This is a genomic window from Pantoea sp. SGAir0180, from assembly GCF_043546245.1.
The window spans coordinates 170904-192569 of the sequence record NZ_CP028072.1 but is presented as its reverse complement, the minus strand read 5'-3'; the positions used below and the strand labels follow the sequence as shown (position 1 = coordinate 192569).

General features: G+C 51.3%; 20 protein-coding genes. 8 read left to right on the top strand and 12 right to left on the bottom strand.

Translation table 11 applies throughout. The annotated features are described in order from the left end of the window. Positions 1 to 51: 51 nt before the first annotated feature. Positions 52 to 1326 carry a Glu/Leu/Phe/Val family dehydrogenase gene (locus C1N58_RS21545; protein ID WP_054687846.1) on the bottom strand — a complete coding sequence of 425 codons (1275 nt, stop codon included), beginning with the start codon at positions 1324 to 1326 and terminating at the stop codon, positions 52 to 54. 495 nt (positions 1327 to 1821) lie between these two features. After that, positions 1822 to 2703, bottom strand: coding sequence for a LysR family transcriptional regulator (locus C1N58_RS21540; protein ID WP_394551075.1), 882 nt, complete (start codon positions 2701 to 2703; stop codon positions 1822 to 1824). A 104-nt stretch (positions 2704 to 2807) separates the two neighbouring features. Between C1N58_RS21540 and budA the strand changes: the two genes are divergently transcribed. The 4 genes from budA to C1N58_RS21520 all read left to right on the top strand — a co-directional run bounded on the left by budA (position 2808) and on the right by C1N58_RS21520 (position 6679). Next, positions 2808 to 3590 (top strand): acetolactate decarboxylase, encoded by a 783-nt coding sequence (gene budA / locus C1N58_RS21535; RefSeq protein ID WP_394564919.1) that lies wholly within the window; start codon positions 2808 to 2810, stop codon positions 3588 to 3590. 15 nt (positions 3591 to 3605) lie between these two features. After that, complete coding sequence (gene alsS / locus C1N58_RS21530) at positions 3606 to 5285, top strand: acetolactate synthase AlsS (protein ID WP_394551079.1); 1680 nt, start codon at positions 3606 to 3608, stop codon at positions 5283 to 5285. 25 nt (positions 5286 to 5310) lie between these two features. Then, on the top strand, positions 5311 to 6084 hold the full coding sequence (locus C1N58_RS21525; protein ID WP_033742618.1) for a (S)-acetoin forming diacetyl reductase: 774 nt from the start codon (positions 5311 to 5313) through the stop codon (positions 6082 to 6084). A 178-nt stretch (positions 6085 to 6262) separates the two neighbouring features. After that, a complete protein-coding gene (locus C1N58_RS21520; RefSeq protein WP_006121976.1) occupies positions 6263 to 6679 on the top strand; it encodes a hypothetical protein in 417 nt (138 codons plus the stop codon). Between the two features lie 215 nt (positions 6680 to 6894). Here C1N58_RS21520 and C1N58_RS21515 read toward each other — a convergent pair whose 3' ends face one another. Further along, complete coding sequence (locus C1N58_RS21515; protein WP_394564918.1) at positions 6895 to 7368, bottom strand: nuclear transport factor 2 family protein; 474 nt, start codon at positions 7366 to 7368, stop codon at positions 6895 to 6897. A gap of 86 nt (positions 7369 to 7454) precedes the next feature. Beyond that, positions 7455 to 7889: a 6,7-dimethyl-8-ribityllumazine synthase gene (locus tag C1N58_RS21510; RefSeq protein WP_006121974.1), complete on the bottom strand. Its 435-nt coding sequence runs from the start codon at positions 7887 to 7889 to the stop codon at positions 7455 to 7457. Between the two features lie 431 nt (positions 7890 to 8320). Here C1N58_RS21510 and C1N58_RS21505 point away from each other — a divergent pair, with 431 nt between their 5' ends. Further along, positions 8321 to 9028 (top strand): phage antirepressor KilAC domain-containing protein, encoded by a 708-nt coding sequence (locus C1N58_RS21505; protein ID WP_006121973.1) that lies wholly within the window; start codon positions 8321 to 8323, stop codon positions 9026 to 9028. Between the two features lie 58 nt (positions 9029 to 9086). Here the strand turns inward: C1N58_RS21505 and C1N58_RS21500 are convergent, their stop codons facing one another. Next, positions 9087 to 9884 carry a MetQ/NlpA family ABC transporter substrate-binding protein gene (locus C1N58_RS21500; RefSeq protein WP_033742422.1) on the bottom strand — a complete coding sequence of 266 codons (798 nt, stop codon included), beginning with the start codon at positions 9882 to 9884 and terminating at the stop codon, positions 9087 to 9089. A gap of 239 nt (positions 9885 to 10123) precedes the next feature. Between C1N58_RS21500 and C1N58_RS21495 the strand changes: the two genes are divergently transcribed. Next, complete coding sequence (locus C1N58_RS21495; RefSeq protein WP_394564917.1) at positions 10124 to 10525, top strand: cupin domain-containing protein; 402 nt, start codon at positions 10124 to 10126, stop codon at positions 10523 to 10525. A 130-nt stretch (positions 10526 to 10655) separates the two neighbouring features. Here C1N58_RS21495 and C1N58_RS21490 read toward each other — a convergent pair whose 3' ends face one another. From C1N58_RS21490 to C1N58_RS21465, 6 genes are all read right to left on the bottom strand, one after another. Then, entirely contained in the window at positions 10656 to 11336 is a 681-nt protein-coding gene (locus C1N58_RS21490) for an SDR family NAD(P)-dependent oxidoreductase (RefSeq protein WP_394551085.1), read from the bottom strand. A gap of 1 nt (position 11337) precedes the next feature. Then, positions 11338 to 11808, bottom strand: a complete 471-nt coding sequence (locus C1N58_RS21485; RefSeq protein ID WP_394551088.1) for a YhcH/YjgK/YiaL family protein — start codon at positions 11806 to 11808, stop codon at positions 11338 to 11340. A 4-nt stretch (positions 11809 to 11812) separates the two neighbouring features. Next, positions 11813 to 12970, bottom strand: coding sequence for a sialidase family protein (locus C1N58_RS21480; protein WP_394564916.1), 1158 nt, complete (start codon positions 12968 to 12970; stop codon positions 11813 to 11815). A 1-nt stretch (position 12971) separates the two neighbouring features. Beyond that, complete coding sequence (locus C1N58_RS21475) at positions 12972 to 14393, bottom strand: sodium:solute symporter family protein (protein ID WP_039339478.1); 1422 nt, start codon at positions 14391 to 14393, stop codon at positions 12972 to 12974. A gap of 77 nt (positions 14394 to 14470) precedes the next feature. Then, complete coding sequence (locus C1N58_RS21470; protein ID WP_394551092.1) at positions 14471 to 15352, bottom strand: dihydrodipicolinate synthase family protein; 882 nt, start codon at positions 15350 to 15352, stop codon at positions 14471 to 14473. Positions 15353 to 15374: 22 nt separating this feature from the next. After that, complete coding sequence (locus C1N58_RS21465; protein ID WP_394564915.1) at positions 15375 to 16520, bottom strand: iron-containing alcohol dehydrogenase; 1146 nt, start codon at positions 16518 to 16520, stop codon at positions 15375 to 15377. A 502-nt stretch (positions 16521 to 17022) separates the two neighbouring features. Here C1N58_RS21465 and C1N58_RS21460 point away from each other — a divergent pair. Then, entirely contained in the window at positions 17023 to 18009 is a 987-nt protein-coding gene (locus tag C1N58_RS21460) for a D-threonate 4-phosphate dehydrogenase (RefSeq protein ID WP_394564914.1), read from the top strand. An 840-nt stretch (positions 18010 to 18849) separates the two neighbouring features. Further along, the gene (locus C1N58_RS21455) at positions 18850 to 20322 is read left to right on the top strand and encodes a mannitol dehydrogenase family protein (protein WP_394564913.1); all 1473 of its coding nucleotides are present in this window, start codon (positions 18850 to 18852) and stop codon (positions 20320 to 20322) included. 38 nt (positions 20323 to 20360) lie between these two features. Here C1N58_RS21455 and C1N58_RS21450 read toward each other — a convergent pair whose 3' ends face one another. Then, on the bottom strand, positions 20361 to 21395 hold the full coding sequence (locus C1N58_RS21450) for an alpha/beta hydrolase fold domain-containing protein (RefSeq protein ID WP_394551100.1): 1035 nt from the start codon (positions 21393 to 21395) through the stop codon (positions 20361 to 20363). Between the last annotated feature and the right edge of the window lie 271 nt (positions 21396 to 21666).

The following is a 21666-nucleotide window of genomic DNA, read 5'->3' as shown; positions in this document are numbered from 1 at the left end:
AGCCGCTGAATAAAAACAACCCGCGCACATCGCGGGTTGTTTTTTACTGGCTTAGCCCGGATAGATACCGCGATCTTTACGGGCCATCAGAATACGCTCACAGGCAACGATATAGGCAGCGGTGCGCAGAGAGCAGTCTTTCTCTTTGGCTTTTTCCCAAACGTGGATCATGGCTTCAGTCATGATTTTATCAGACCGTTTATTAATCTCGTCTTCACTCCAGAAGAAACTGGCCATATCCTGCACCCATTCGAAGTAACTGACCGTCACACCGCCGGCGTTACAGATAACGTCTGGGACCACAATCACGCCACGGTTTGCCAGCACATCGTCAGCATCGGGATAGGTAGGACCGTTGGCACCTTCAAGTACCAGTTTACAGCTCAGGGTCTCAGCGCGTTCACGGGTAATCTGACCTTCAAGGGCTGCCGGAATGAGAATATCCATTTCCGTGTGCCAGAAGGCCTCTTTATCAATGCTTTGTGCGCCTTTGAAGCCAGCAATCTGTTTATTTTCGGCCTGCCATTGCGTCAGTGCATCCATATCAATACCGTCGGCATTGAATAGGGTAGCGGTATGATCCTGAATCACCACGACGCGTGCGCCAGCCTGGCTGAACAGACGTGCCGCTTCACTGCCAACGTTACCGAAACCCTGAACGGCGACGCGCGCACCTTCAATCTCAATACCGGCACGGCGCGCCACTTCGCGACCTGTAACAAAAACGCCGCGACCGGTGGCTTTTTCGCGACCCAGCGATCCACCCAGGTGAATAGGTTTACCTGTCACGACGCCCGTCACGGTGGTGCCCAGATTCATGGAGTAGGTATCCATCATCCAGGCCATAACTTTACCGTTGGTACCGACATCGGGTGCCGGAATGTCTTTTTGTGGACCGATGATGATACCAATTTCGCTGGTATAGCGGCGGGTTAAACGCTCAAGCTCACCTTCAGACAATTTGAAGGGATCTACACGAATCCCGCCTTTAGCACCACCATAAGGCAGGTTCACAGCGGCACATTTGATGGTCATCCAGGCGGAGAGTGCCATGACTTCATTCAGGTCAACATCCGGATGATAGCGGATTCCGCCTTTGCCGGGGCCGCGTGACAGATTATGTTGAACACGGTAACCCTCAAAATGACGAATCGTACCGTCATCCATTTGCAAAGGAATATCAACGATTAAGGCACGTTTAGGATGACGTAACGTATCGATCCAGCGAGAGAGATCGCCCAAATAAGGGGCAACGCGATCGATTTGTTGAAGGTAGGTAGACCAGGCGGATGTACTACTGTCAGACGCGTAAGATAACTTATCCATACAAAACCTTTCTTATCGACGTTATTTATTGTGTTGAGCCGTGGAAACAACACGCTTTCAGCGCATATATAATTTATCACTGCCAGAAAAAATATGATGTCGGCCCGGCACGCATTATCGCTATGCTATTTCGATTAACGCTGAATAAGAGTGAATAATAGTGCAGATAAACCGGGTAAAATCCCCGCGCTGGTTGCATAAGAAATGCATAAAAGGTGCATAAACTAAAAAATCAGCCATTTATCAGTTCTTTGAGAAGGTTCAAAAAGTTAATTAAATGTTAGAAATGGCATTGACTTTTTTGCACCAATGTGGTGCATTAATTCAGCTAATGTGAATGAAAATTTCATTTATGTGAAAACACAAAGGCAACATGAAATAGCCCCGGTGACGCATCAGGGGAATATATTCGCAGCGCTTATTTCCCCTTTTCATACTGCATCTTTTATTTTTCCCGCTTCGTTTCTGCCACCGAAAGGAGTGAACGGTGAGTGTTTAACGCGCAGGAATGAGTGCTAATAAATGGTTCACGGCCTTGGACGCATTATTACGCCGCCAGGCAAAAGCGACATCCGTAAAGAGCGTATTCTCTGCAATGTCACGAAAGCAAATGTGGGGATTCTGTACGCAAATCATGGATTCAGGGATCAGCGCAATCCCGCAGCCCGCGCTGACCATCCCCAGCGAAGAGCTGATTTGCGGGGCCTGCTGGAAAGAGGAAGACGAAAAACCTGCCCGTAAACAGGCACTGACAATGAGTTCATACAAACTGGGCGAAACTTCACGTGGAAAAATAATCAACGTTTCGTCTGCCAACTCACTTAGCGCAATGGCCGTTTTATGTTTCAGATGATGGTCGGCAGGCAGTGCCAACACCATCCGCTCGGTCGAAATAACCCGCAAATTAAATGACCGACTGCTTTCACAGGGTAAACGAATAAACGCCGCGTCCAGTAGTCCTTCCTGAAGATCCTGTATCAGTAAAGACATGTTTTCTTCGCGGGTCATTAATTCCAGTGCAGGATAGCGGGCTTTAAAGTGCCGAATGATTTCGAACACACGAGGATTAAACGCCACCGAACTCGCAAAACCTAATGACATTTTTCCGCTCATCCCACGGGCAACGCCTCTGGCTTTCTCCAGGGCATAATCGGCCAGCTGAACAATTTCAATCGCGTCTGTAAGAAAAGTCTTTCCAGCCTCTGTCAGTTCCACACCACGTGTCAGCCGCTTCAACAGCGGGGTACCAATTTCATGCTCCAGGCGCTGAATTTGTTGACTCAGCGGCGGCTGCGAAATGCCCAGTAGTTCAGCCGCTCGGGTGAAGTGTTGAGTCTGTGCGACCGCAACAAAATAACGTAGATGGCGCAGTTCCATATTAAAAACGTCTCAAAGTTAACAGGTTTTGCTATTGGATTCTGTCGGCAAACGGGACCACCATAATGTTAACACGGCTTAACAGTTAACCCATGAGGCATCCAATGAGCAATTTTGTAACTGATTGTTCCTGCGAGGATCAACTTAAAGATACGGTGAACAAACTGCAAAAAAATATGCCAGAAAGTGTTATGTATCAAACCTCTTTGATGAGTGCACTTCTGAGCGGTGTTTACGAAGGTGAAACCCGAATTGCAGATTTACTGCGTAAAGGCGACTTTGGCCTGGGCACGTTCAACCAGCTCGACGGAGAATTGATTGCATTCGACAGCAATGTTTATCAGCTACGGGCGGATGGCAGCGCCCGTCCTGCCCATCCTGAGCAGAAAACGCCCTTTGCTGTTATGACCTTCTTCCAGCCTCAGCATAAACACACTTTCGAACGTGCTGTTCCACGTCATGAGCTGCACCAGTTAATTGACAGTGAAATCACCTCGGACAATCAGTTCTGTGCCTTACGTGTCAGCGGCCACTTTTCATCGGTACAAACCCGTACCGTCCCGTGTCAGTGCCGCCCATACCGCTCGATGCCAGAAGTGCTCGGCAATCAGCCCATCTTTGAATTTTCTCATCGCAGCGGTGAGCTTATCGGGTTCCGTACGCCACAGTACATGCAGGGCATTAACGTCGCCGGGTACCACGAACATTTTATCACCGACGACAGAACCGGAGGCGGTCACATTCTCGACTACGTGCTTGAAGAGGGCACGCTGGCCTTTGGCGCCATCAGCAAGCTGGTCATTGACCTGCCGGAAAACAGTGATTTCCTGCACGCCAATTTGACGCCCGAAAACCTGGATGACGCTATCCGTTCTGTCGAAAGCTAATAACGAGGCCTGAATATGAAAACCCTCTCAGATACAACCCTCTGGACCTGCGGCGCCGACCTGGTTGTCGCACAACTGGAAGCACAGGGCGTCAGCCATGTGTTTGGTATTCCGGGTGCAAAAATCGATAAAGTCTTTGATTCATTGCTGGATTCGTCTGTTCAGACCATTCCCGTGCGGCATGAAGCCAATGCTGCGTTTATGGCCGCTGCGGTGGGCAGACTGACCGGAAAAGCAGGGGTGGCGCTGGTCACCTCCGGTCCTGGTTGCTCCAATCTGGTGACCGGTATGGCGACCGCGACCAGCGAAGGCGATCCGGTTGTGGCGCTGGGGGGCGCCGTCAAACGCTCTGACAGCGCCAAGCAGGTCCACCAAAGCCTGGATACCGTCTCTATGTTCCGCCCGGTCACAAAATATGCGGTAGAGGTGACCGATCCCTCCGCACTGGCTGAATGCGTGTCAAATTCCTTTCGCCATGCGGAGCATGGTCGCGGAGGCGGTGCGTTTGTCAGCCTGCCACAGGATATTGTCGACCAGCCGGTGACGGGCAAAGTCCTGGCCAGCAAAGGCGGTATCACCCTGGGGGCGGCACCCGACGTCATGATTGATGCGGTCAGTCGTGAAATAGCCAAAGCAAAAAATCCGGTGATTTTGCTTGGCCTGATGGCAAGCCAGCCTGAGAACAGCGAGGCCATTCACGATCTGTTAAACCGCAGCCATATCCCTGTTACCAGCACCTATCAGGCAGCAGGCGCGATACGTCAGGAGCACTTTTCCCGTTTTGCTGGCCGCGTGGGTCTTTTCAACAACCAGGCCGGTGACAAACTCCTCCAGCAGGCGGATCTGATTATCACGATTGGCTACAGCCCGGTTGAGTACGAACCGGCGATGTGGAATACCGGCAATGCGACGTTAATTCATATTGATGTCGTCCCGGCGGAAACCGACAACCGCTATTTACCTGATGCTGAGTTAGTGGGGAATATCGCGGCAACGGTGGGCAAGCTGGCGACGCGGATAACCTCACCCTTACAACTTAGTCAGCAGGCTGCCAGCATACTGGACGATCGCCAACAACAGCGACAGTTACTGGCGCTTCAGGGGGCCAGTCTGAATCAGTTTGCACTTCATCCCCTGCGTATTGTCCGGGCGATGCAGGACATCATCAACAGTGACGTCAGTCTTACCGTGGACATGGGCAGTTTTCATATCTGGATTGCCCGCTACCTCTACAGCTTCCGTGCGCGTCAAATCATGATTTCTAACGGACAACAAACCATGGGCGTTGCCCTGCCCTGGGCTATCGGTGCCTGGCTTGTCGATCCATCACGTAAAGTGGTGTCGGTATCAGGGGATGGCGGTTTTCTCCAGTCCAGTATGGAGCTGGAAACGGCGGTCAGGCTCAACGCCAATATCCTGCACATTATCTGGGTTGACAATGCCTACAACATGGTGGCGATGCAGGAAGAGAAAAAATATCAACGTGTGTCCGGTGTCAATTTTGGGCCCATTGATTTTAAAGCCTATGCCGAGGCGTTTGGCGCCGCGGGGTTTGCGGTGACCAGCGCAGCTGAACTTGAGCCGACACTGCGCAAAGCAATGGATGTGCAGGGGCCGGCGGTTGTGGCTGTACCGGTGGATTATGCGGATAACCCCCTTTTGATGGGACAACTCCATCTGAGTCAGCTTCTTTAATCACGAAGGAACGGAGGACATGATAATGAAAAATCGAGTGGCGCTGGTAACAGGTGCGGGCCAGGGCATTGGTGAGGCCATTGCGTTACGCCTGGCGAAAGATGGCTTTGCCGTTGCGGTAGCGGATTTTAATTTTGATACCGCTTCTCAGGTCGCGGAAAAAATTAAAAAAGCGCAGGGCAGTGCATTAGCCATCAAGGTTGATGTATCAAAGCGTGATCAGGTTTTTCACGCGGTTGAGCAGGCACGTGAAGTGCTGGGCGACTTTAATGTCATTGTCAATAATGCCGGGATTGCGCCGTCCACGCCTGTTCAGGACATCACGGAAGACATCATTGATAAAGTCTACAACGTCAACGTGAAAGGCGTGATTTGGGGGATGCAGGCCGCGGTTGAAGCCTTTGCTGCGGAGGGGCACGGCGGAAAGATCATTAATGCCTGCTCCCAGGCTGGCCACGTCGGAAATCCTGAACTGGCGATATACAGTTCGAGTAAGTTTGCCGTGCGCGGTCTGACCCAAACGGCAGCCCGGGATCTCGCCCCGGCGGGCATTACTGTAAACGGTTTTTGCCCGGGCATTGTCAAAACCCCCATGTGGGCAGAAATTGATCGGCAAATTTCCGAAGCCGCAGGTCAGCCTGCAGGTTATGGTACTGAGGCCTTCGCCAAAAGAATCACTCTGGGCCGTTTATCCGAGCCCGACGATGTGGCCGCCTGTGTAGCCTTCCTCGCAGGACCGGACTCGGATTATATTACCGGCCAGTCTATCCTGGTTGATGGCGGAATGGTCTTTAGCTGATCGCGATCAGGCCTGGCACGCTTGTGCCAGGCGACCTCTGTTCAGCCAGGCCGTTTCTCGTTACTCTTCGCATTGCTTACTGACAAAATTCAGAGCATGCCGAGCGCCTGCGGGCTTCCATCATGCTCTGAAATCGCTAAAATAACGTGCTCATTTGTCAGGGAGTCACACAGCCACAATGCGTTATCGTTATCTGTTTGCCGCACTCGCGGTCGCCACTGCCTTGTCAGGCTGCGCCAAAAAGCAGCCTGCCGCCAATCCTGCTGACGCCTTTGCTGAAGGACAAACGCAGATTGATGTCTCTCATGTGATTACGCGTGCTGACGACGGTTCCCATATCTACCTGACCGTGGATGGTAAAGATGCTGGTGAATTGCCGAATGGCGAAAGTAAAGTCCTGCATGTCCCGGCGGGTAAACATGAAGTCGGCGGTTACGTCCGTACCTTATTTGGTCTGGGACGCGTGACCATTGATCCCCTTGAGGTGACAACGTCACCTAACGACGTGAAAAAAGTGGCCTACACGGTGACGCGCAATAAAGCGACCTTTGTTGAGCAGCCTAAATCAAACGACGCCGCGCAGGAACAAGGTTAAGGCATTGGGCGGAATGGTCAGTTCGATGTGACTGACCTGAATTGTCGGCGTGAACAGCCTTGCCGGAACTAAAATGCCCAGGTAGTGTGAAAGTCAGGGCTGCTGTTTACAGCCTGAAGGTGAACGGTTCAGACAATATGGTGCTGTTCTTTTCTGTCTCACCCGACGCGAGAAGGTGCGTCAGGTGGATCTCAGACATGTTTCACGGAAATTGCCTACAGGCCAAGATCACTGAGTGAAGGATGGTCGTCCGGTCGGCGGCCCTGAGGCCAGTGAAACAAACGCTGACTCTCGGCAATCGCCACATCGTTTATGCTGGCGTGGCGCCTGACCATGAAGCCATTCTCGTCAAATTCCCAGTTTTCATTGCCATAAGAACGAAACCAGTTTGCCGCGCTGTCATGCCATTCATAGGCAAACCGAACCGCAATGCGGTTTGAGTGAAAACTCCACAGCTCTTTTATCAGCCGATACTCGGCTTCTTGCTGCCATTTCTCGCGCAAAAACGCCACGATTTCGCTACGTCCGCTCAGGAAGATATCGCGATTTCGCCAGACGCTGTCAGGCGAGTAAGCCAGTGAAACGCGTTCGGGGTCGCGGCTGTTCCAGGCATCTTCGGCCAGACGCACTTTCGTTATGGCCTGTTGTACATCGGTAAACGGTGGTAAAGGCTGGCGTGGGGCTTCCATACTGTCTCCTGAAATAGCGGCACTCTGGATAAGCGCGCCGCCTGGCTGTGATAAACAGACTGTTAAACAGACAAAACCACGTGCGTTTACAGTGAAATGGCGTGAATTTGACGGACTGCGCGTGCCGCTTCTTTGCCTTTTTTCACAAAATGCTCGGTGTAGAAGCGAATGAATTCATCGGCAGGCTGAAAATTATGTGGTGTCAGTGAGACGGAAAACACGGGCACGTTGGTCGCCAGTTGTGCCTGCATGAGTCCGTTCACGACGGCCTGAGCGACAAAATCGTGGCGGTAAATGCCACCATCCACGACCAGAGCCGCACAGACGATTGCATCGAACTTACCGGTTTGTGCCAGGCGTTGTGCCAGTAACGGCATTTCGAAGGCGCCAGGCACATCCCAGGTTTTAATTTCACAGGGCGTGCTGCTGTTGTCCATTTCCTGCTGAAATCCAGCCAGGGTTTGAGAAACAATCTCGCTGTGCCAGTTTGCCTTGATAAAGGCGACTCTTAACGGTTGCATAACTTACTCCAGTCAACGTGACATCCGGTTCCTGAGAGATCGGCAGACGCGCTCATCTTACCGAATGACTATAAATTCTCTGATGCGTACCATTGCCAGTCACACATCATAAAGACATCGATCCCGCTGCCGGACAGCAGTATCCGGCTGAATTCAGTGATGAATAGCGGACAGTATAAACCGATGTAAACCCCGTGCGCTTACCTTTCACTCGCTTTTGCGGTCTTCCGCGTGTGCCCCGGGTTCCCTGGCAAGGTGAAAAGCACAGGGCCATGCTTTGCGTGCCTCCGGTATCGCGATCGCTGTTCGATTGTGTAACGCATTCCATTTATGATGTTGCTTAAAAATAATACTGGATATTTAAACAGGTAATTGTATAATTATTCCACTGCCCGCTGGGTGTTGTCTGGAATGATTAGGGGGTAAAGCCCATGATGATGTCGACAGAAACTTTCAACGCAACGGATCATGCCATCACAATGAGTAGCCGGGAAATTGCTCAAATGACCGGAAATACACATGGTGAAGTTAAACGGTTAATCAAAAGCCTTGAAACGGCACAGCGCCTGTCCCAGCCACTTTTGGTCAATCTCTATGAACACCAGGGCGAAATGCGCCAGGAATATCACCTGAATAAACGCGATTCCCTTCTGGCGGTGGCCCGGCTTTCGCCTGGCTTTACCGCGGAAGCGCTTGATCGCTGGCAGGCGCGTGAAGAACGCGTTCATCTCCCTGATTTCACGAATCCCGCCGAGGCGGCCCGCGCCTGGGCGGAGCAGTTTGAACAGCGCCGTGCTGCAGAAAAGCAACTGGCCGAATCTGCGCCAAAAGCCGCCTTTTTCGACGATTTCGTGAATGTGGACACCGCGCTCGGTTTTCGTCAGCTGTGTAAAATGCTGAAAGTGAAAGAAACGGATTTTCGTCAGTTTCTGCTCGACCGCAATATCATGTACCGTGAAAAGGGCGCATTGACACCACAGCATTACCATCTGCAGGCGGGTTACTTTACCCTGCACGCAGGAACGGCAGAAAATCAGCATACTTTCTCACAGGCGCGGTTTACCACGAAAGGGGTCCGGTGGATTGCCAGCTTATGGGCCGGGCATCTTTCCGCACAAACCAAAGGCGCTGCCGCCTGACGGCACGTTATGCCTGGAACAGGCCGCCTGCTGCGCGGCTTGCCCCAGGCTGTCGGATTTACCAACCTTTAATGGCATCGCCTTTATAAACGTCTTCTGCTTTTGCTGCGACCTCAGGAGACTGAAATGCAGCTTTCAGCTTTTGAATCTTATCGCTGTCTTTATTGTCCTGACGTGAAACCAGGGCGTTAACGTACGGCGAAGAGGCGCTTTCCATAAACAAACCATCGCGATGAGCAGATAACCCCGCCTGCGCAGAGAAGTTGGTATTAATAATGGAAAGGGTGACGTTTGGGTCGTCCAGCGTGCGGGTAAGCTGTGGTGTATCCACTTCGACTAGCTTCAGATGTTTGGGATTATCGGTAATATCCAGCGATGTTGGTAAATAACCCACACCGTCTTTTAGCTTAATCAGCCCCTGAGCCTGTAATAGCAGCAGGCTGCGTCCAAGCGTGGTGGCTTCATTTGATATCGTAATGGTATCGCCATCCTTCAGCTCACTGATATTTTTAATTTTGTGCGAATAGGCAGCGATAGGGAAAACAAACGTTTTGCCCACAACGGCAAATTTATAGCCGCGCTCCTTTGACTGCTCTTCAAGGTAAGGCAGGCTTTGAAAGGCGTTCGCATCCACTTCTTTATTATTCAGTGCTTCATTGGGCAAAACATAATCATTGAAGTTCAGCACTTCAACATCCAGCTGATACTTATCTTTGGCTACTTTCTGTACTTCTTTCCAGATAGCTTCATCAGGACCCGTATTAATAGCCACTTTCACTTTATGATCGTTATCAGGCGAGCAGGCGGACAATAATAATACGGAACTGGCGATTAGCGCCGTCAATAAACCTTTCATGTGTAGGGATTCCCATCAGTATTTGATGCCGAAAGCCTAATACAAATTCACGGTATTGCGTACTTACGCGTCGCTATAAGATATAACCATCATGCTCTGATTGGGATAAAAAAACATCAGCGCTGTTATCGCTGTCTCCGCCGCCTTTCAATTGCTGATATTAAGTGTGCTGGCGAATTATCAGCTATTTTTAAACGAGTCACTCAGCCCGGCCCGGGGCGTCATTAACAGGAGAAACGATGTCAGGTGAAAACAGCGATAACGCATCAGCATCAGAAATTAAGGCGGTAACGCTGCTCAAAAGTTGCCAAGCATGGAATGGCCAACATATTGACGCTTATCCGCAGGGACAACCCGAACTGACAGTCATACGCTTAACCCTTCCGGCGCAAACCGCCTTGCCCTGGCATACTCATCCGATGCCCAATGCAGCGTTTGTCCTTTCAGGGACGTTAGTGGTGGAGGATAAAGAAACGGGTGAGCAGCAAACTTTTCAGGCTGGTGAAGCGTTGAATGAAACCATCAACAGTGCGCATCGTGGTTTTACGCTGGAAAGTTCTGCTGAGCTGATTATCACGTACGCGGGTGTGAAAGGGCAGGCACTGACCGAACCACTACCCGGCGAGCCGGAAGAGTTTTAGATCGCTATGCGGGCAAAGCCTGTGACGTAATGTGAATGAAAAAGGGGAAGGGCTCACGCCATTTCACCGGAATAAGCGCGACAGCCGTGGTTAAACCAGCCGGTAAACGCGGGTTTAACCACGCGGCAAATCAGGCTTTAAGTGAAGCGCCTCCACATATCACCAGCTCCTGCCCTGTGATGGGAGCAGCGCGTTCACTGAGTAAATAACTCACCAGTGAAGCCACTTCTTCTGGCTGAATCAGGCGTCCCATTGGCGGCAGGATGGGGGCGGATGAGGCCCGTTCAGGTTTGGTCAGCATCGGCGTTTCGGTTGCGCCGGGAGCGACAACATTCACCGTAATCTGCCGAGGAGCCAGTTCCATTCCCCATGAGCGGACCATGCCAACCAGCGCCGCTTTGGTTGCCGCATACTGCGAGCGATTGGCGGCACCGCGCGAGGTACGACTGCCGATAACGACGATCCTGCTGCCTGGCTTAAGCGTTGGCGCAAAGTGATTGATCAGCACTTCGGCTGCGTGAACGTGCAACGACCACAAGCGTTTGCTGGCCGCTCCGTCCAGTTCGCCCAGCGGGGCGGCGACGATCATTCCTGCGGCGTGAATCAGCGCATCCGGCGTTTCAAGCCCGCTGATTGCCGACCTGAATTGATCGGCATCAGTGAGATCAACGGCGATGCCGTTCAGGTTGGGTAAGGCTGCCTCGCCCTGCGTCCGGCTCAGCCCCGTAACTTTCCAGCCCTTTTGTAATAAATCCTGAGTAATCGCTTTGCCGATGCCAGAACTGTAGCCTGTAACGATAGCGTGACGCATCTCAACCTCCTGACATCGATTTCGGTACCTTAAAGACGGCTTTACGAACGGCTACTGGCGCGCCTGCGGCACAGAGGGCCTGATGGGGTTCACCGGGCAAAAAGACCGCAAAGTCTCCCTTACGCAAAGTGATGCTAACCGGTAATGGTTCTGGCTGCGCGATATACAAATCGGGTTTGCGCTCTTCATCTCCGGCCCTGGCAATGGAATGGGTGCCAGCATAAATGACCTCTTCACCCTCCAGCATCACCTGAATGTCAGTCCAAAGATGGTGGTATTCCGTATGACGCAGCGTGGCGTCCTGGGTGGTGGCCTGTTGGATCGTGCAAAACCACGCTGCATTTTCCGGCTGCCATCTACCGATATCCCTTGCGGCCAGCGCTTCAAGAGAACAGTCGGGTAACCGGAGCAGAGCCAGTAAGGGTTCGGGTAACCCTGCCAGTGGCAGGGCGTTCAGATTGCCGATAATCATTTGCTTACTCCTTCACCCAGTCGGGTGTGACGCGCGCATATTTAATCGCCTGGCGGAAATAGGTATACGCGATATGTAAGGTACCCTGTGCATCCTGTTTAATGCTCGGGTAGGAAAACTCACGGTTCAGTTTTTCCTGAGAATTGTTTGTCATACAGTAACCGTCACCTTCATCCAGGTTTTTCTGCCACGGCCAGGTTTTGCCGCCATCGGCGGAAATTGCGACAGTCATTGGGGCGCGTGGCGCCCCCCAGAAAGCGCTTCGTCCGGTTGCTTCTGGCTCCTTTCTGCCGTCACCGTCATCGATCTCATCATAGAGTGACGCGCGACGTTCCGTTGCCCCGGCTGCACTCATGCTATTAAACACCAGCGCCAGTTCGCCACTTTGCAGCGTCGTCACCTGAATTGACGAATTGTTGTTAGGTAACACCGTGGCTTCAGGCGCTGTCCAGCTCTCACCACCATCGGTGGATCGGCTGAGATAGATATTGTCTGCCCAACGGCTGCGGTAAAGGGCAACCAGCGAACCATCCTGCAGGGCAGTGATATTCATATGTACGCACCCCAGGCTTTCCGGCACAACCACATCCCGCCAGCTTTTACCCTGGTCGGATGAAATCTTCACCGCACTGATATCGTCGTTACCCACCCACTTTTCACCCGGCTGCGTGCGGCAGTAAAACACCGGCAGTAACCAGTTGCCGTTTTCCAGCACGGTGATGGGCTGACGAATAAAGGTGCCCGGTTTATCCAGTAACGTGTCAATGGGCCCCCAGGTTTTACCCAGATCGCCAGACTGGCGGTAGCGGACAATCGCCGTATACTGATTACCGGACAGCTGTGCGGTCCACAACAGCCACAGCACGTTGTCGGGCGCGAGGAACAGAACGGGATTCTGCTCAGAACGGGTTGGATCGTCGGACAGTTTTATCGCCTCACTCCAGATATGGCTGCCTGCAGGTAAGCGCGAGCACCAGACAGAGATATCGGCTATGCCTTCCTGTGTGCCGCCAAACCAGACGCAGAGCAGAGAACCATCGTGCAGCGGTAAAATATTGGCGGCGTGGTTCTGTGGACATGACGAAGGCAGCATTGCGGTCAGTACGCGGTCATCTTTTTCCCATGGCGTCAGGATGCCATCACGCGTTACGGTTACAGTCATTTTATTCTCCTTTTCCTGCGGCAGCTCTGGCGTGTTCTGCCGCTGCGGTTCTGGCTTTGCTGGGGATCATATGGTCAATCGCCATGATCAATGCAGGCGTCAGTAGGGCGATATACATGTTATTAATACCGAACGGATCGCCTGCCAGATACCAGACTGAGGTCACGACACATGCACCAATCAGGCCGGCATTGGCACCGCGAGTACTTCTGTAGAACGGGGCATAGAAGGCAATGACCGCGACAACGGTGATAGACAGGCGAATCGCTCGGGTAAAGAAGGACAGTTTCAGAACTTCAGGGACAAACAGGACAAAGATCAGCGGCAGAAAGCCAATCAGCAGCGACAACCAGCGCGTGGTTTTAAATTCCTGCTCTGTCGTGGGTTTGAAATAAGGCACATAGAAATCCTTCACCACCAGCGACGCGATAGCCAGGGCAACGGTACTGACGCTGACAAATATAGAGGCAACCAGTGAGGTCGTTACCAGACCAGCCAGCCAGGGATTCATATCCTGCAGAAACACCGGCAATGCATACAGGCTGTCAATATTGGGGTGGAGATATTTGGCTGCCACACCGATAACGGCAATCGCCAACGCAATCGGCATACAGAACAGAAAGGCAATCCAGGTCGAGCGCTGCGCCGACTTCACACTTCTGGTCGACGAGATAGCCTGAATGACAAACTGGGTGCAGAAGATCGAGCCAATCGTCCCGATAAGCCAGGCGACAATGGTTGACGCGCCAATATTACCGTCCCAGGTCCAGTAATAAGCGGGCATTTCATTGATCATAGGCTTGAGGCCGCCCGTTTGTGACAATGCAAACCAAAGAATAGCCAGGATACCAAAATATTTCAGCGCGCTGTGTAGCATGGTGACCCAGGCGATTCCTTTTAAACCGCCGAAGGCAAAATAGAACGTACTGACTACAGCCGTAATAAAAGCGGCAACCGGCAATGTCACGTGTAATACAGTGGCGATTGCCGCCGCACCACTGACATAATTTCCCACATTGACCAAAAGCAGGGCATAAATCATGATCAGTGAAATAATATTCTTGGTGCTGTTACCGTACTTCTCAGCAATCGCACCCGAGATGGTAATTTTACCGGTATTATAAATGCGTTTCACCAGAATCATGCCAAAAAGGGGAAAGCCAATAGCGGCGCCAATGACTGACCAGGACGCGGCAATCCCACCTTCAAAGGCGGCCTGAGCCGTGCCGATCGTCGATTTTGCACCGATATATTCTGACATCAGCAGAATACCTACAATAAAGGCAGGCATGGCTCTTGAGCCTTCCATAAAATCGCCCGCGTTTTTACTACGTAACCGGAATGTCAGCCAGGTGGTAAAAAGAATATATGCCAATACAATGCCGATAATTATCAGGGTGTCCTGAGCGTTGAATGTTTTCATTATAGCCTCAGATAGAGCAAGATAAATTCGGGGAGCGCTTTATGCTCCCGGTATTTAAAATTTATAAATTCTTATTATCATTTCAGGTACAGGTTAGTGATTCTGCGAATTTCCTCTTTCTGCGCAGCGTCAAAATGAATGGCATAACGGCTCTCGCCCACGTTATGGCCTAAAATTTGTAGCGCTTTTTTTACTGCTGCAGGTGAAAAGGCGACCTTATAAAGATCGGTGCGTAACCCTGTGACCTGTTCCTGCGCCTGACGTGATCCGTCAATATCGCCGGCATGAAAGCGTGACCAGATCGCATTTATCTGGCGCGGTGCAACGTTAGCCAGACCTGATATACAGGCAGAGCACCCTTCAACAAAGCCTTGATGGATAAGTGAATCAGGGCCGTTAAGCACGTCAAAGTTGTCGCATTCTTTTACCGCGTCCAGATAGCCGCGCAGGCTTTCATGACTTCCGGCACTGTCTTTTACACCAATGATATTGGGATGGGCAGCAAGGGTGCGGGCGGTTTCTGGTTCAATCGTATTGCCTGTTCTGGCCGGAATGTTGTACAGAAAAACCGGTACGGAAAGGCCATCCGCAATTGCCGTGTAATGGTTAATCAGTTCGCGTTGATTTAACGGCACAAAATAGGGCGTGATTACTGAAACCGCATCCACGCCCAGCTTTTCAATTTGTTTACCCAGGCGAAGGGTGTCCCGGGTCGATATCTCACCAATATGGGCAACAACCTTTGCCCGCCCCGACACTTCGTTAACACAGGTTTCTGTAACAGTAAGCTTTTCTTTTTCGTTGAGAACAAAGAACTCACCATTTGTGCCGCCGCAAAAAATACCGTTACCGGCATTGAGTTGTCGGGTAACCTGGCGCTTCAGTTCATCAAGATAAAGATCACCTTCCTGAGTAAAAGGCGTCACAATCGCTGTAAGTACACCTTCTATTTTTTTCATCTTTACCCACTCCTTTCGGTGGTTAAATTTTAGGGAACAGGGCCCGGTAAATATCAGCCACATCCTGATGACTTACAGCGCAGGGTGAATTGTTCATTAAACGCTTCACATTGAGTGCAGATTCGCTCAGCGCATCAATATCATCTGACGGCACACCTAATGTTTCCAGGTTATCCGGCAGATTGAGCCGTTTAACTAATTTGGCGAGATAGTCGACCAGCGCGTGCGATTTTTCTTCCGGGGTCAATGTGATATCGGCGCCCGGAATGAGGTCCCAGACAGTGGCAAATTTGTCGATGGCAAACGGGCGCACCACTTTCATACAGGGTGCCAGCAGAATGGCATTGGCGACGCCGTGAGGCAGGTGATAAGCGCCTCCCAGAGGATACGAAAGCGCATGAACAAGATGGGTGCCGGCGTGCGCGATTGCCGCGCCGCCATAATAAGAAGCCCATAGCATTTCCAGCTTCGCGTTCAGGTTATGCGGTTCAGTGACGGATGTTTCCAGATTCCGGAACAGCTTATGCAGGCCCATCAGCGCAACGTTGTCACCCACAGGGTTCGAAATGGTGGCGGTATAACATTCCAGTAAATGGCACAGTGCATCAATGCCCGTTGATGAGGCGATATGCGCAGGCATGCTGGTGGTCAGTTCTGGAATTAACGCGACATAGTCCGGCAGCATCACAGGGGAAATGATGCCTGATTTGGTGTTTTTTTCAGGGATAGCCAGAATAGCATTGGGCGTTGCTTCCGAACCCGTTCCCGCCGTCGAGGGAATAAGCAGTGAGGGTAAACGGGCTGTAATTTTCCCGCCATCAAGCAGCGCTTTAAGGGAGGGTGACGCAACGTGACATAACACAGAAAGCAGCTTCGCCACATCCAGTACGCTTCCACCGCCAATGCCCACCACTAAATCAAACGTTTTACCTGCTGTACGCGACAGCACCGCTTCAACATCGGTATGCGTGGGTTCTGCCGGAACATCATCGATCAGTTTAACGTGACGGCCATCCTGACTGAGCAACGTCAGGATTTGCGTGGTCGCGGGCAAATTTACAATGTTCTTGTCTGTTAAAACCAGCAGGTGTTGTTTGTCCGTAACGACCGGCGTCAGTGCCTTTATCGCGCCGGAACCGCTCAATATTGTGCTGTTAATTAATGCCACGTCTGTCTCCCCATAAATGACTGAAATTCTTCATTCCGCTTAACTTCGCTCACTCACTGGCTAAATTTATAAATAAAATGGCGCTTTATTAAATTGATCTTGCTCACATATAATCTAATATGATTGAATATAATCATTAGGGTGAGGGCTGAAAACTGATGAGGTGCGTTGTGCCTCTGATATTCAGGCGCTTTTGACGACATGGGCGACAAAACAAGAGGGCCAGATCTCTGACCGTTGACCGGATGAGTGAAATCGCTCAACGACGGCAGTGTGGGTTTGCACGCTGGGCTGATTTTAGCGACAAGACGTCAGGGTTGGCTAAATGGACTGCTGCAATCGTCTCGGCCCGGGCGTAACCCGGCCCAGAAGGGCGGCGGGGTATGTTCCGGGTGGGCATGCATCCGGTTGTGACTGACGTCAGGCGGTATTAACGAAAGCCGGTGTTTGGGTAATGAACCTCCCCCTTTAAAAATTTTGAGCGTCGTTGAGGAGAAAACAAGTGACGAATGTTGTGGCGATTACGATGGGCGATCCGGCTGGGATCGGTCCTGAAATTATTATTAAGGCCTTAACCGAGGGCGCGTTAGCGGGTTCGCCCGTTGTGGTTATCGGTTGTGTACAAACGTTCCGCCGCATACTGGCAATGAACATAACGCCGCAGGCGGAATTAAACGTCATTAATAACGTGTCCGAAGCCCTCTTTATGCCCGGCGTTATTCATATTATCGATGAGAAAGTGGCACATCCGGAGGCACTACAGTGTGGGGTTGTGCAGCCTGAAGCGGGCGATGTGGCTTATCGATGCATCAAACGTGCAACAGAAATGGCGATGCGCGGTGATGTGAAAGCGATTGCGACGGCTCCGCTGAATAAAGAAGCGCTGCATATGGCCGGCCATCATTATCCAGGCCATACGGAATTACTGGCAAAATTAACTGACACCAAAGATTATTCGATGGTGCTCTACACCGATAAACTCAAAGTGATCCACGTCAGCACGCATATTTCTCTACGGACATTCCTGGATACGCTCAGCCAGGCGCGCGTTGAAACGGTAATCAGAATTGCCGATACGTTTTTGCGCCGTGTCGGCTTTAGCCAGCCGCGTATTGCGGTTGCGGGCGTTAACCCACACGCGGGTGAAAATGGGTTGTTCGGTGATGAGGAAATTCGCGTGCTGACACCGGCGATTGAGGCGATGAAGGCGCAGGGCATAGACGTCTATGGCCCGTGCCCGCCGGACACCGTATTTATGCAATGCAATGAGGGCATGTATGACATTGTTGTGGCTATGTATCATGATCAAGGCCATATTCCGCTCAAGTTGTTGGGCTTTTACGACGGTTTAAATATTACCGCAGGCTTACCGTTCCTGCGCACCTCAGCCGATCATGGCACGGCCTTTAACATTGCCTGGACCGGTAAAGCGAATCCCGAAAGTATGGCTATCTCGATTGATATGGCGCTGCAAATTACGCAAGCATAGTGTTGTGCGGGAAGGGAGGCTCAGGGTGACATGATTGCGTTGCCCTGCATACGGCTTCTGGGCGGCTGTGAAAACCTTCGCGATAAAACAGGCACCTGAACCTATATAACCTTAATACAGCGACGCGTCGGGAAACGGGTGTCTGTCATCGCATGCGGGTGCAATATCAATACAGCACCGTATCGGACTGGTTTAAATGCTCCGGCTCCACAGAGGCATAACTGACGGCCTTACCACGTACGCGTCGAATGACGCCAGATGAGGGAATAAAAAGCGTTCAGCGTTAATGTCCCGCCTGTCAAACACGGCGTTGAGTTTCTGCCTGATTTTCGTTTTGTCCGTAGCGAAATAGCTCACCGTGCTCTTAAACCCATTGGTGCGATTAAGTCTTTTTATACATGACGCCTGATGAGGTCGGCCGTTTTTATAAGCAATCTTTCGTATTTTTTTAAATTTTGGTTATTCACTCGCACCGCAAAACAGCGTGTTAATACGTATCAGCCTTTTTGAAAGTTAATTCTTCTGTAGTGCCAGTAATATTTATAGTTATAAAGAAGTTATGATTTTTATTTTCTTTGTTAATTAATAATACTTTGCCCAAAGACATAATTGCCATTCATCACATTTTTTATTTATAACTGGTATGGTAGTGGAACAATTCTGCCGCTGACGATAGGCTTCTCGCACCTGTTCTGTTTTAAAAACTTTCCTTTTGCCGTGGTGTTCTCAGGCGCTTGATCCAAACGGCGCCGCACAGGAAAACATCAAGGCGATCTCCAGGTGCTGCCGTTATTTAACGTCAGTGTCCACGCAGCTAATAAAAAATAAGGTGAGAAAGAAATGCAAACTACTCTACTGAATGCGAAGGCGACGGTTCCAAAATGGAACAGGAATAAGCTCGTCCCGCGTATTGTCCATCTTGGATTCGGTGCTTTTCATCGGGCTCATCAGGCGGTCTATGCCGATGTTCTTGCAGCAGAACATAACAGCGACTGGGGCTACGTCGAAGTTAATCTCATCGGCGGGGAACAACAGATTGCCGATCTGAAACGTCAGGGATTATTGTACAGCGTGGCAGAAATGTCGGCTCATGGCTGGGAAGGGCGCGTAATTGGTGTGGTGAAGCAGGCGCTTCACGCTCAGGTCGATGGAACCGAAGCCGTACTTCACGCCCTGTGTCAGCCCGAAATTGCCATCGTTTCCTTAACGATTACCGAGAAAGGCTATTGTCATTCACCGGCAACGGGCGAGCTGATGCGCGACCATCCTCAGATTGTCGCTGATCTGGCTCAGCCTCACCAGCCGCTTTCTGCGCCAGGGATCATCGTTGAAGCACTGGCGCGTCGCAAGGCTGCTGGTCTGCCTGCGTTTACTGTGTTGTCCTGCGACAATATTCCAGAAAACGGAAAAGTGATCGGTCAGGTCGTGCGTGCTTTTGCCCGACAACGTGACAACGACCTGGCAGACTGGATTGAACAGCAGGTGACGTTCCCTTCAACCATGGTGGACCGTATCGTACCGGCGATGAATCCGCAGAGTCTTGACGCGATCGCGGCGCTTATTCAGGTGGCCGATCCCGTCGCGGTAGCCTGTGAGCCCTTTCGCCAGTGGGTTATTGAGGATAATTTCGTCGCAGGGCGGCCGGCATGGGAAAAAGCCGGTGCAGAGTTAGTCAAAGACGTGCTGCCCTACGAAGAGATGAAACTGCGTATGTTGAACGGCAGCCATTCATTTCTGGCTTACCTGGGCAACCTTGCGGGTTATGAGCATATTTATGACTGTATGCAGGACCCGAACTTTCGCCTTGCGGCACGACGCTTAATGTTGACAGAACAGGCACCGACGCTAACCGTTAAGAACGTTGATTTGATCGATTATGCCGATCGGCTGATTGCACGCTATGAAAATCCCGCGCTACAGCATCGTACCTGGCAAATTGCGATGGATGGCAGCCAGAAGTTACCGCAACGTTGGTTACATTCCGTTTGCAGGCACCTCAAGCGCGGCAGCCGTTTTGATCTGCTTGCATTAGGTATTGCCGCATGGATGCGCTATGTCAGCGGTAAGGATGACCAGGGAAAAGAGATTGAGGTCTGCGATCCTTTATTGGCGTCTATACGAACCGTCGTTGACGGCAGCGTAGAAGGGGAGGCGAGGGTAAAAGCGCTGTTAGGACTGGAAGCTATATTCGGCCACACGCTACCCGATAATCCCTGTTTTGTGCAGCAGGTGGTTAAGTTCTATCTCCATCTACTGGACAAAGGGGCAAAACAGACTGTCGCGGACCTGATGGCTGACGTGTCAGCAGATTGATGATCAGGCAAACCACATAAAGTGGTTTGCCTGGTGCATTACAAATTGTCGTTTAAATTGGCTGTGCTCTTGCTGCCTGTTCGTGTATCAGGGTGCAGCACCTCTGAAAACCAGTTCACAACCAGGCGGATGACGTCAGGTTGATACCAGACCTCATCACCATGTTCTGCACCTTTCACCACGACGTACTCAACCTGATCACCTGCCTTTTTTAGCGCATCAAAGAGTTGCGCACTTTGATGCGGTGAAACGAGTGAATCTTTATCACCGTGCATAATCAGGAAAGGCGGTTTGGGGTTCGCAAGATGGCCCATGGGACTTGCCTGACGGGCTTTATCGGGATCATCCATGACAGACGCGCCTGCAAAATTGTGGAAGGCCGGTCCATGAATCAAAAGGGCTTCAGTGACGGCCGGTGAGGCGTGGACCTGTTGATTCTCTTCAGAGAAGCCTTCGCCAATATTGCGCAGATCGGAAATACCGTAAATCGTAGCGGCGGCCTGAACATCAGACGATTTATCTGTGAAATCCCCTTGATCGAACACGGTCTGGCCATTTGTCATGCCCAGCATTTGAGCCATCCAGCCACCAGCCGAGTCGCCCAGAACGCCAATACGATGAGGATCAATACCGTACGTTTCTGCATGTTGTCTCAAATAGCGCACGGCTGCTTTCCCGTCAACAACCGGCGCAGGGAAGGTATCCGGTACGACGCGATATTCGGCAGCGGCTACAACAAAACCGGCTTCTGCCAGCGCCATGCGCATTTGAATAAATTTCTCGTGGTCGGCACTGGTGAAACCGCCGCCCGGAAAATAAACAATTGCGGGTTTGACTGTATCGGTGCGGGGCACCAGTAATGACATGTGAAGCGGTCTGACCGATCGTAGCGTTGTAATCTGCGAATAAACCACGCCAGTGATCGCATCAATCTGGTTGCGCACAGGTTGGACTTCAATCACCTTTGCGCCTTCACGGTATCCGTTCAGTTCAGTATTTTTCGTTGCCATCGCGTTACTCATCGTCATGATTACGGCCAGTCCCCCAATAAAAAAAGTGTGGCATACATTCATAATTATTCCCTGAGACGTTGAAAGAAAGTGTGAATTGTTAAGGGTTTTTAAAAGGTTGCAGGGGCGTTCAGCCTTTGCCAGCAGACGGTAGCGCATAAGGCATAGCGCGGTGTTGAGCAAGATTATGAAAGCGAAGGTTTTATGGGGGTTGGTTACGTGTGTTCCGTGAAAGTGGATGTTTGACCAGAAAATTTAATGGGTTCTCAGGCACCGTCGTGGGCATTACGCTGCGCCCACCGGGTCCGGTATCTGACGGACCAGACGCAGGTAA

Excerpts from the sequence above, each read along its gene's own strand:
- C1N58_RS21525 (WP_033742618.1), top strand. The coding sequence starts at position 5,311 with ATGAAAAATCGAGTGGCGCTGGTAACAGGTGCGGGCCAGGGCATTGGT.
- C1N58_RS21500 (WP_033742422.1), bottom strand. The coding sequence starts at position 9,884 with ATGAAAGGTTTATTGACGGCGCTAATCGCCAGTTCCGTATTATTATTG.
- C1N58_RS21515 (WP_394564918.1), bottom strand. The coding sequence starts at position 7,368 with ATGGAAGCCCCACGCCAGCCTTTACCACCGTTTACCGATGTACAACAG.
- budA (WP_394564919.1), top strand. The coding sequence starts at position 2,808 with ATGAGCAATTTTGTAACTGATTGTTCCTGCGAGGATCAACTTAAAGAT.
- C1N58_RS21490 (WP_394551085.1), bottom strand. The coding sequence starts at position 11,336 with ATGCGTCACGCTATCGTTACAGGCTACAGTTCTGGCATCGGCAAAGCG.
- C1N58_RS21455 (WP_394564913.1), top strand. The coding sequence starts at position 18,850 with ATGCAAACTACTCTACTGAATGCGAAGGCGACGGTTCCAAAATGGAAC.
- C1N58_RS21480 (WP_394564916.1), bottom strand. The coding sequence starts at position 12,970 with ATGACTGTAACCGTAACGCGTGATGGCATCCTGACGCCATGGGAAAAA.
- C1N58_RS21520 (WP_006121976.1), top strand. The coding sequence starts at position 6,263 with ATGCGTTATCGTTATCTGTTTGCCGCACTCGCGGTCGCCACTGCCTTG.
- C1N58_RS21495 (WP_394564917.1), top strand. The coding sequence starts at position 10,124 with ATGTCAGGTGAAAACAGCGATAACGCATCAGCATCAGAAATTAAGGCG.
- C1N58_RS21475 (WP_039339478.1), bottom strand. The coding sequence starts at position 14,393 with ATGAAAACATTCAACGCTCAGGACACCCTGATAATTATCGGCATTGTA.
- C1N58_RS21510 (WP_006121974.1), bottom strand. The coding sequence starts at position 7,889 with ATGCAACCGTTAAGAGTCGCCTTTATCAAGGCAAACTGGCACAGCGAG.
- C1N58_RS21545 (WP_054687846.1), bottom strand. The coding sequence starts at position 1,326 with ATGGATAAGTTATCTTACGCGTCTGACAGTAGTACATCCGCCTGGTCT.
- C1N58_RS21540 (WP_394551075.1), bottom strand. The coding sequence starts at position 2,703 with ATGGAACTGCGCCATCTACGTTATTTTGTTGCGGTCGCACAGACTCAA.
- C1N58_RS21450 (WP_394551100.1), bottom strand. The coding sequence starts at position 21,395 with ATGAATGTATGCCACACTTTTTTTATTGGGGGACTGGCCGTAATCATG.
- C1N58_RS21485 (WP_394551088.1), bottom strand. The coding sequence starts at position 11,808 with ATGATTATCGGCAATCTGAACGCCCTGCCACTGGCAGGGTTACCCGAA.
- alsS (WP_394551079.1), top strand. The coding sequence starts at position 3,606 with ATGAAAACCCTCTCAGATACAACCCTCTGGACCTGCGGCGCCGACCTG.
- C1N58_RS21505 (WP_006121973.1), top strand. The coding sequence starts at position 8,321 with ATGATGATGTCGACAGAAACTTTCAACGCAACGGATCATGCCATCACA.
- C1N58_RS21470 (WP_394551092.1), bottom strand. The coding sequence starts at position 15,352 with ATGAAAAAAATAGAAGGTGTACTTACAGCGATTGTGACGCCTTTTACT.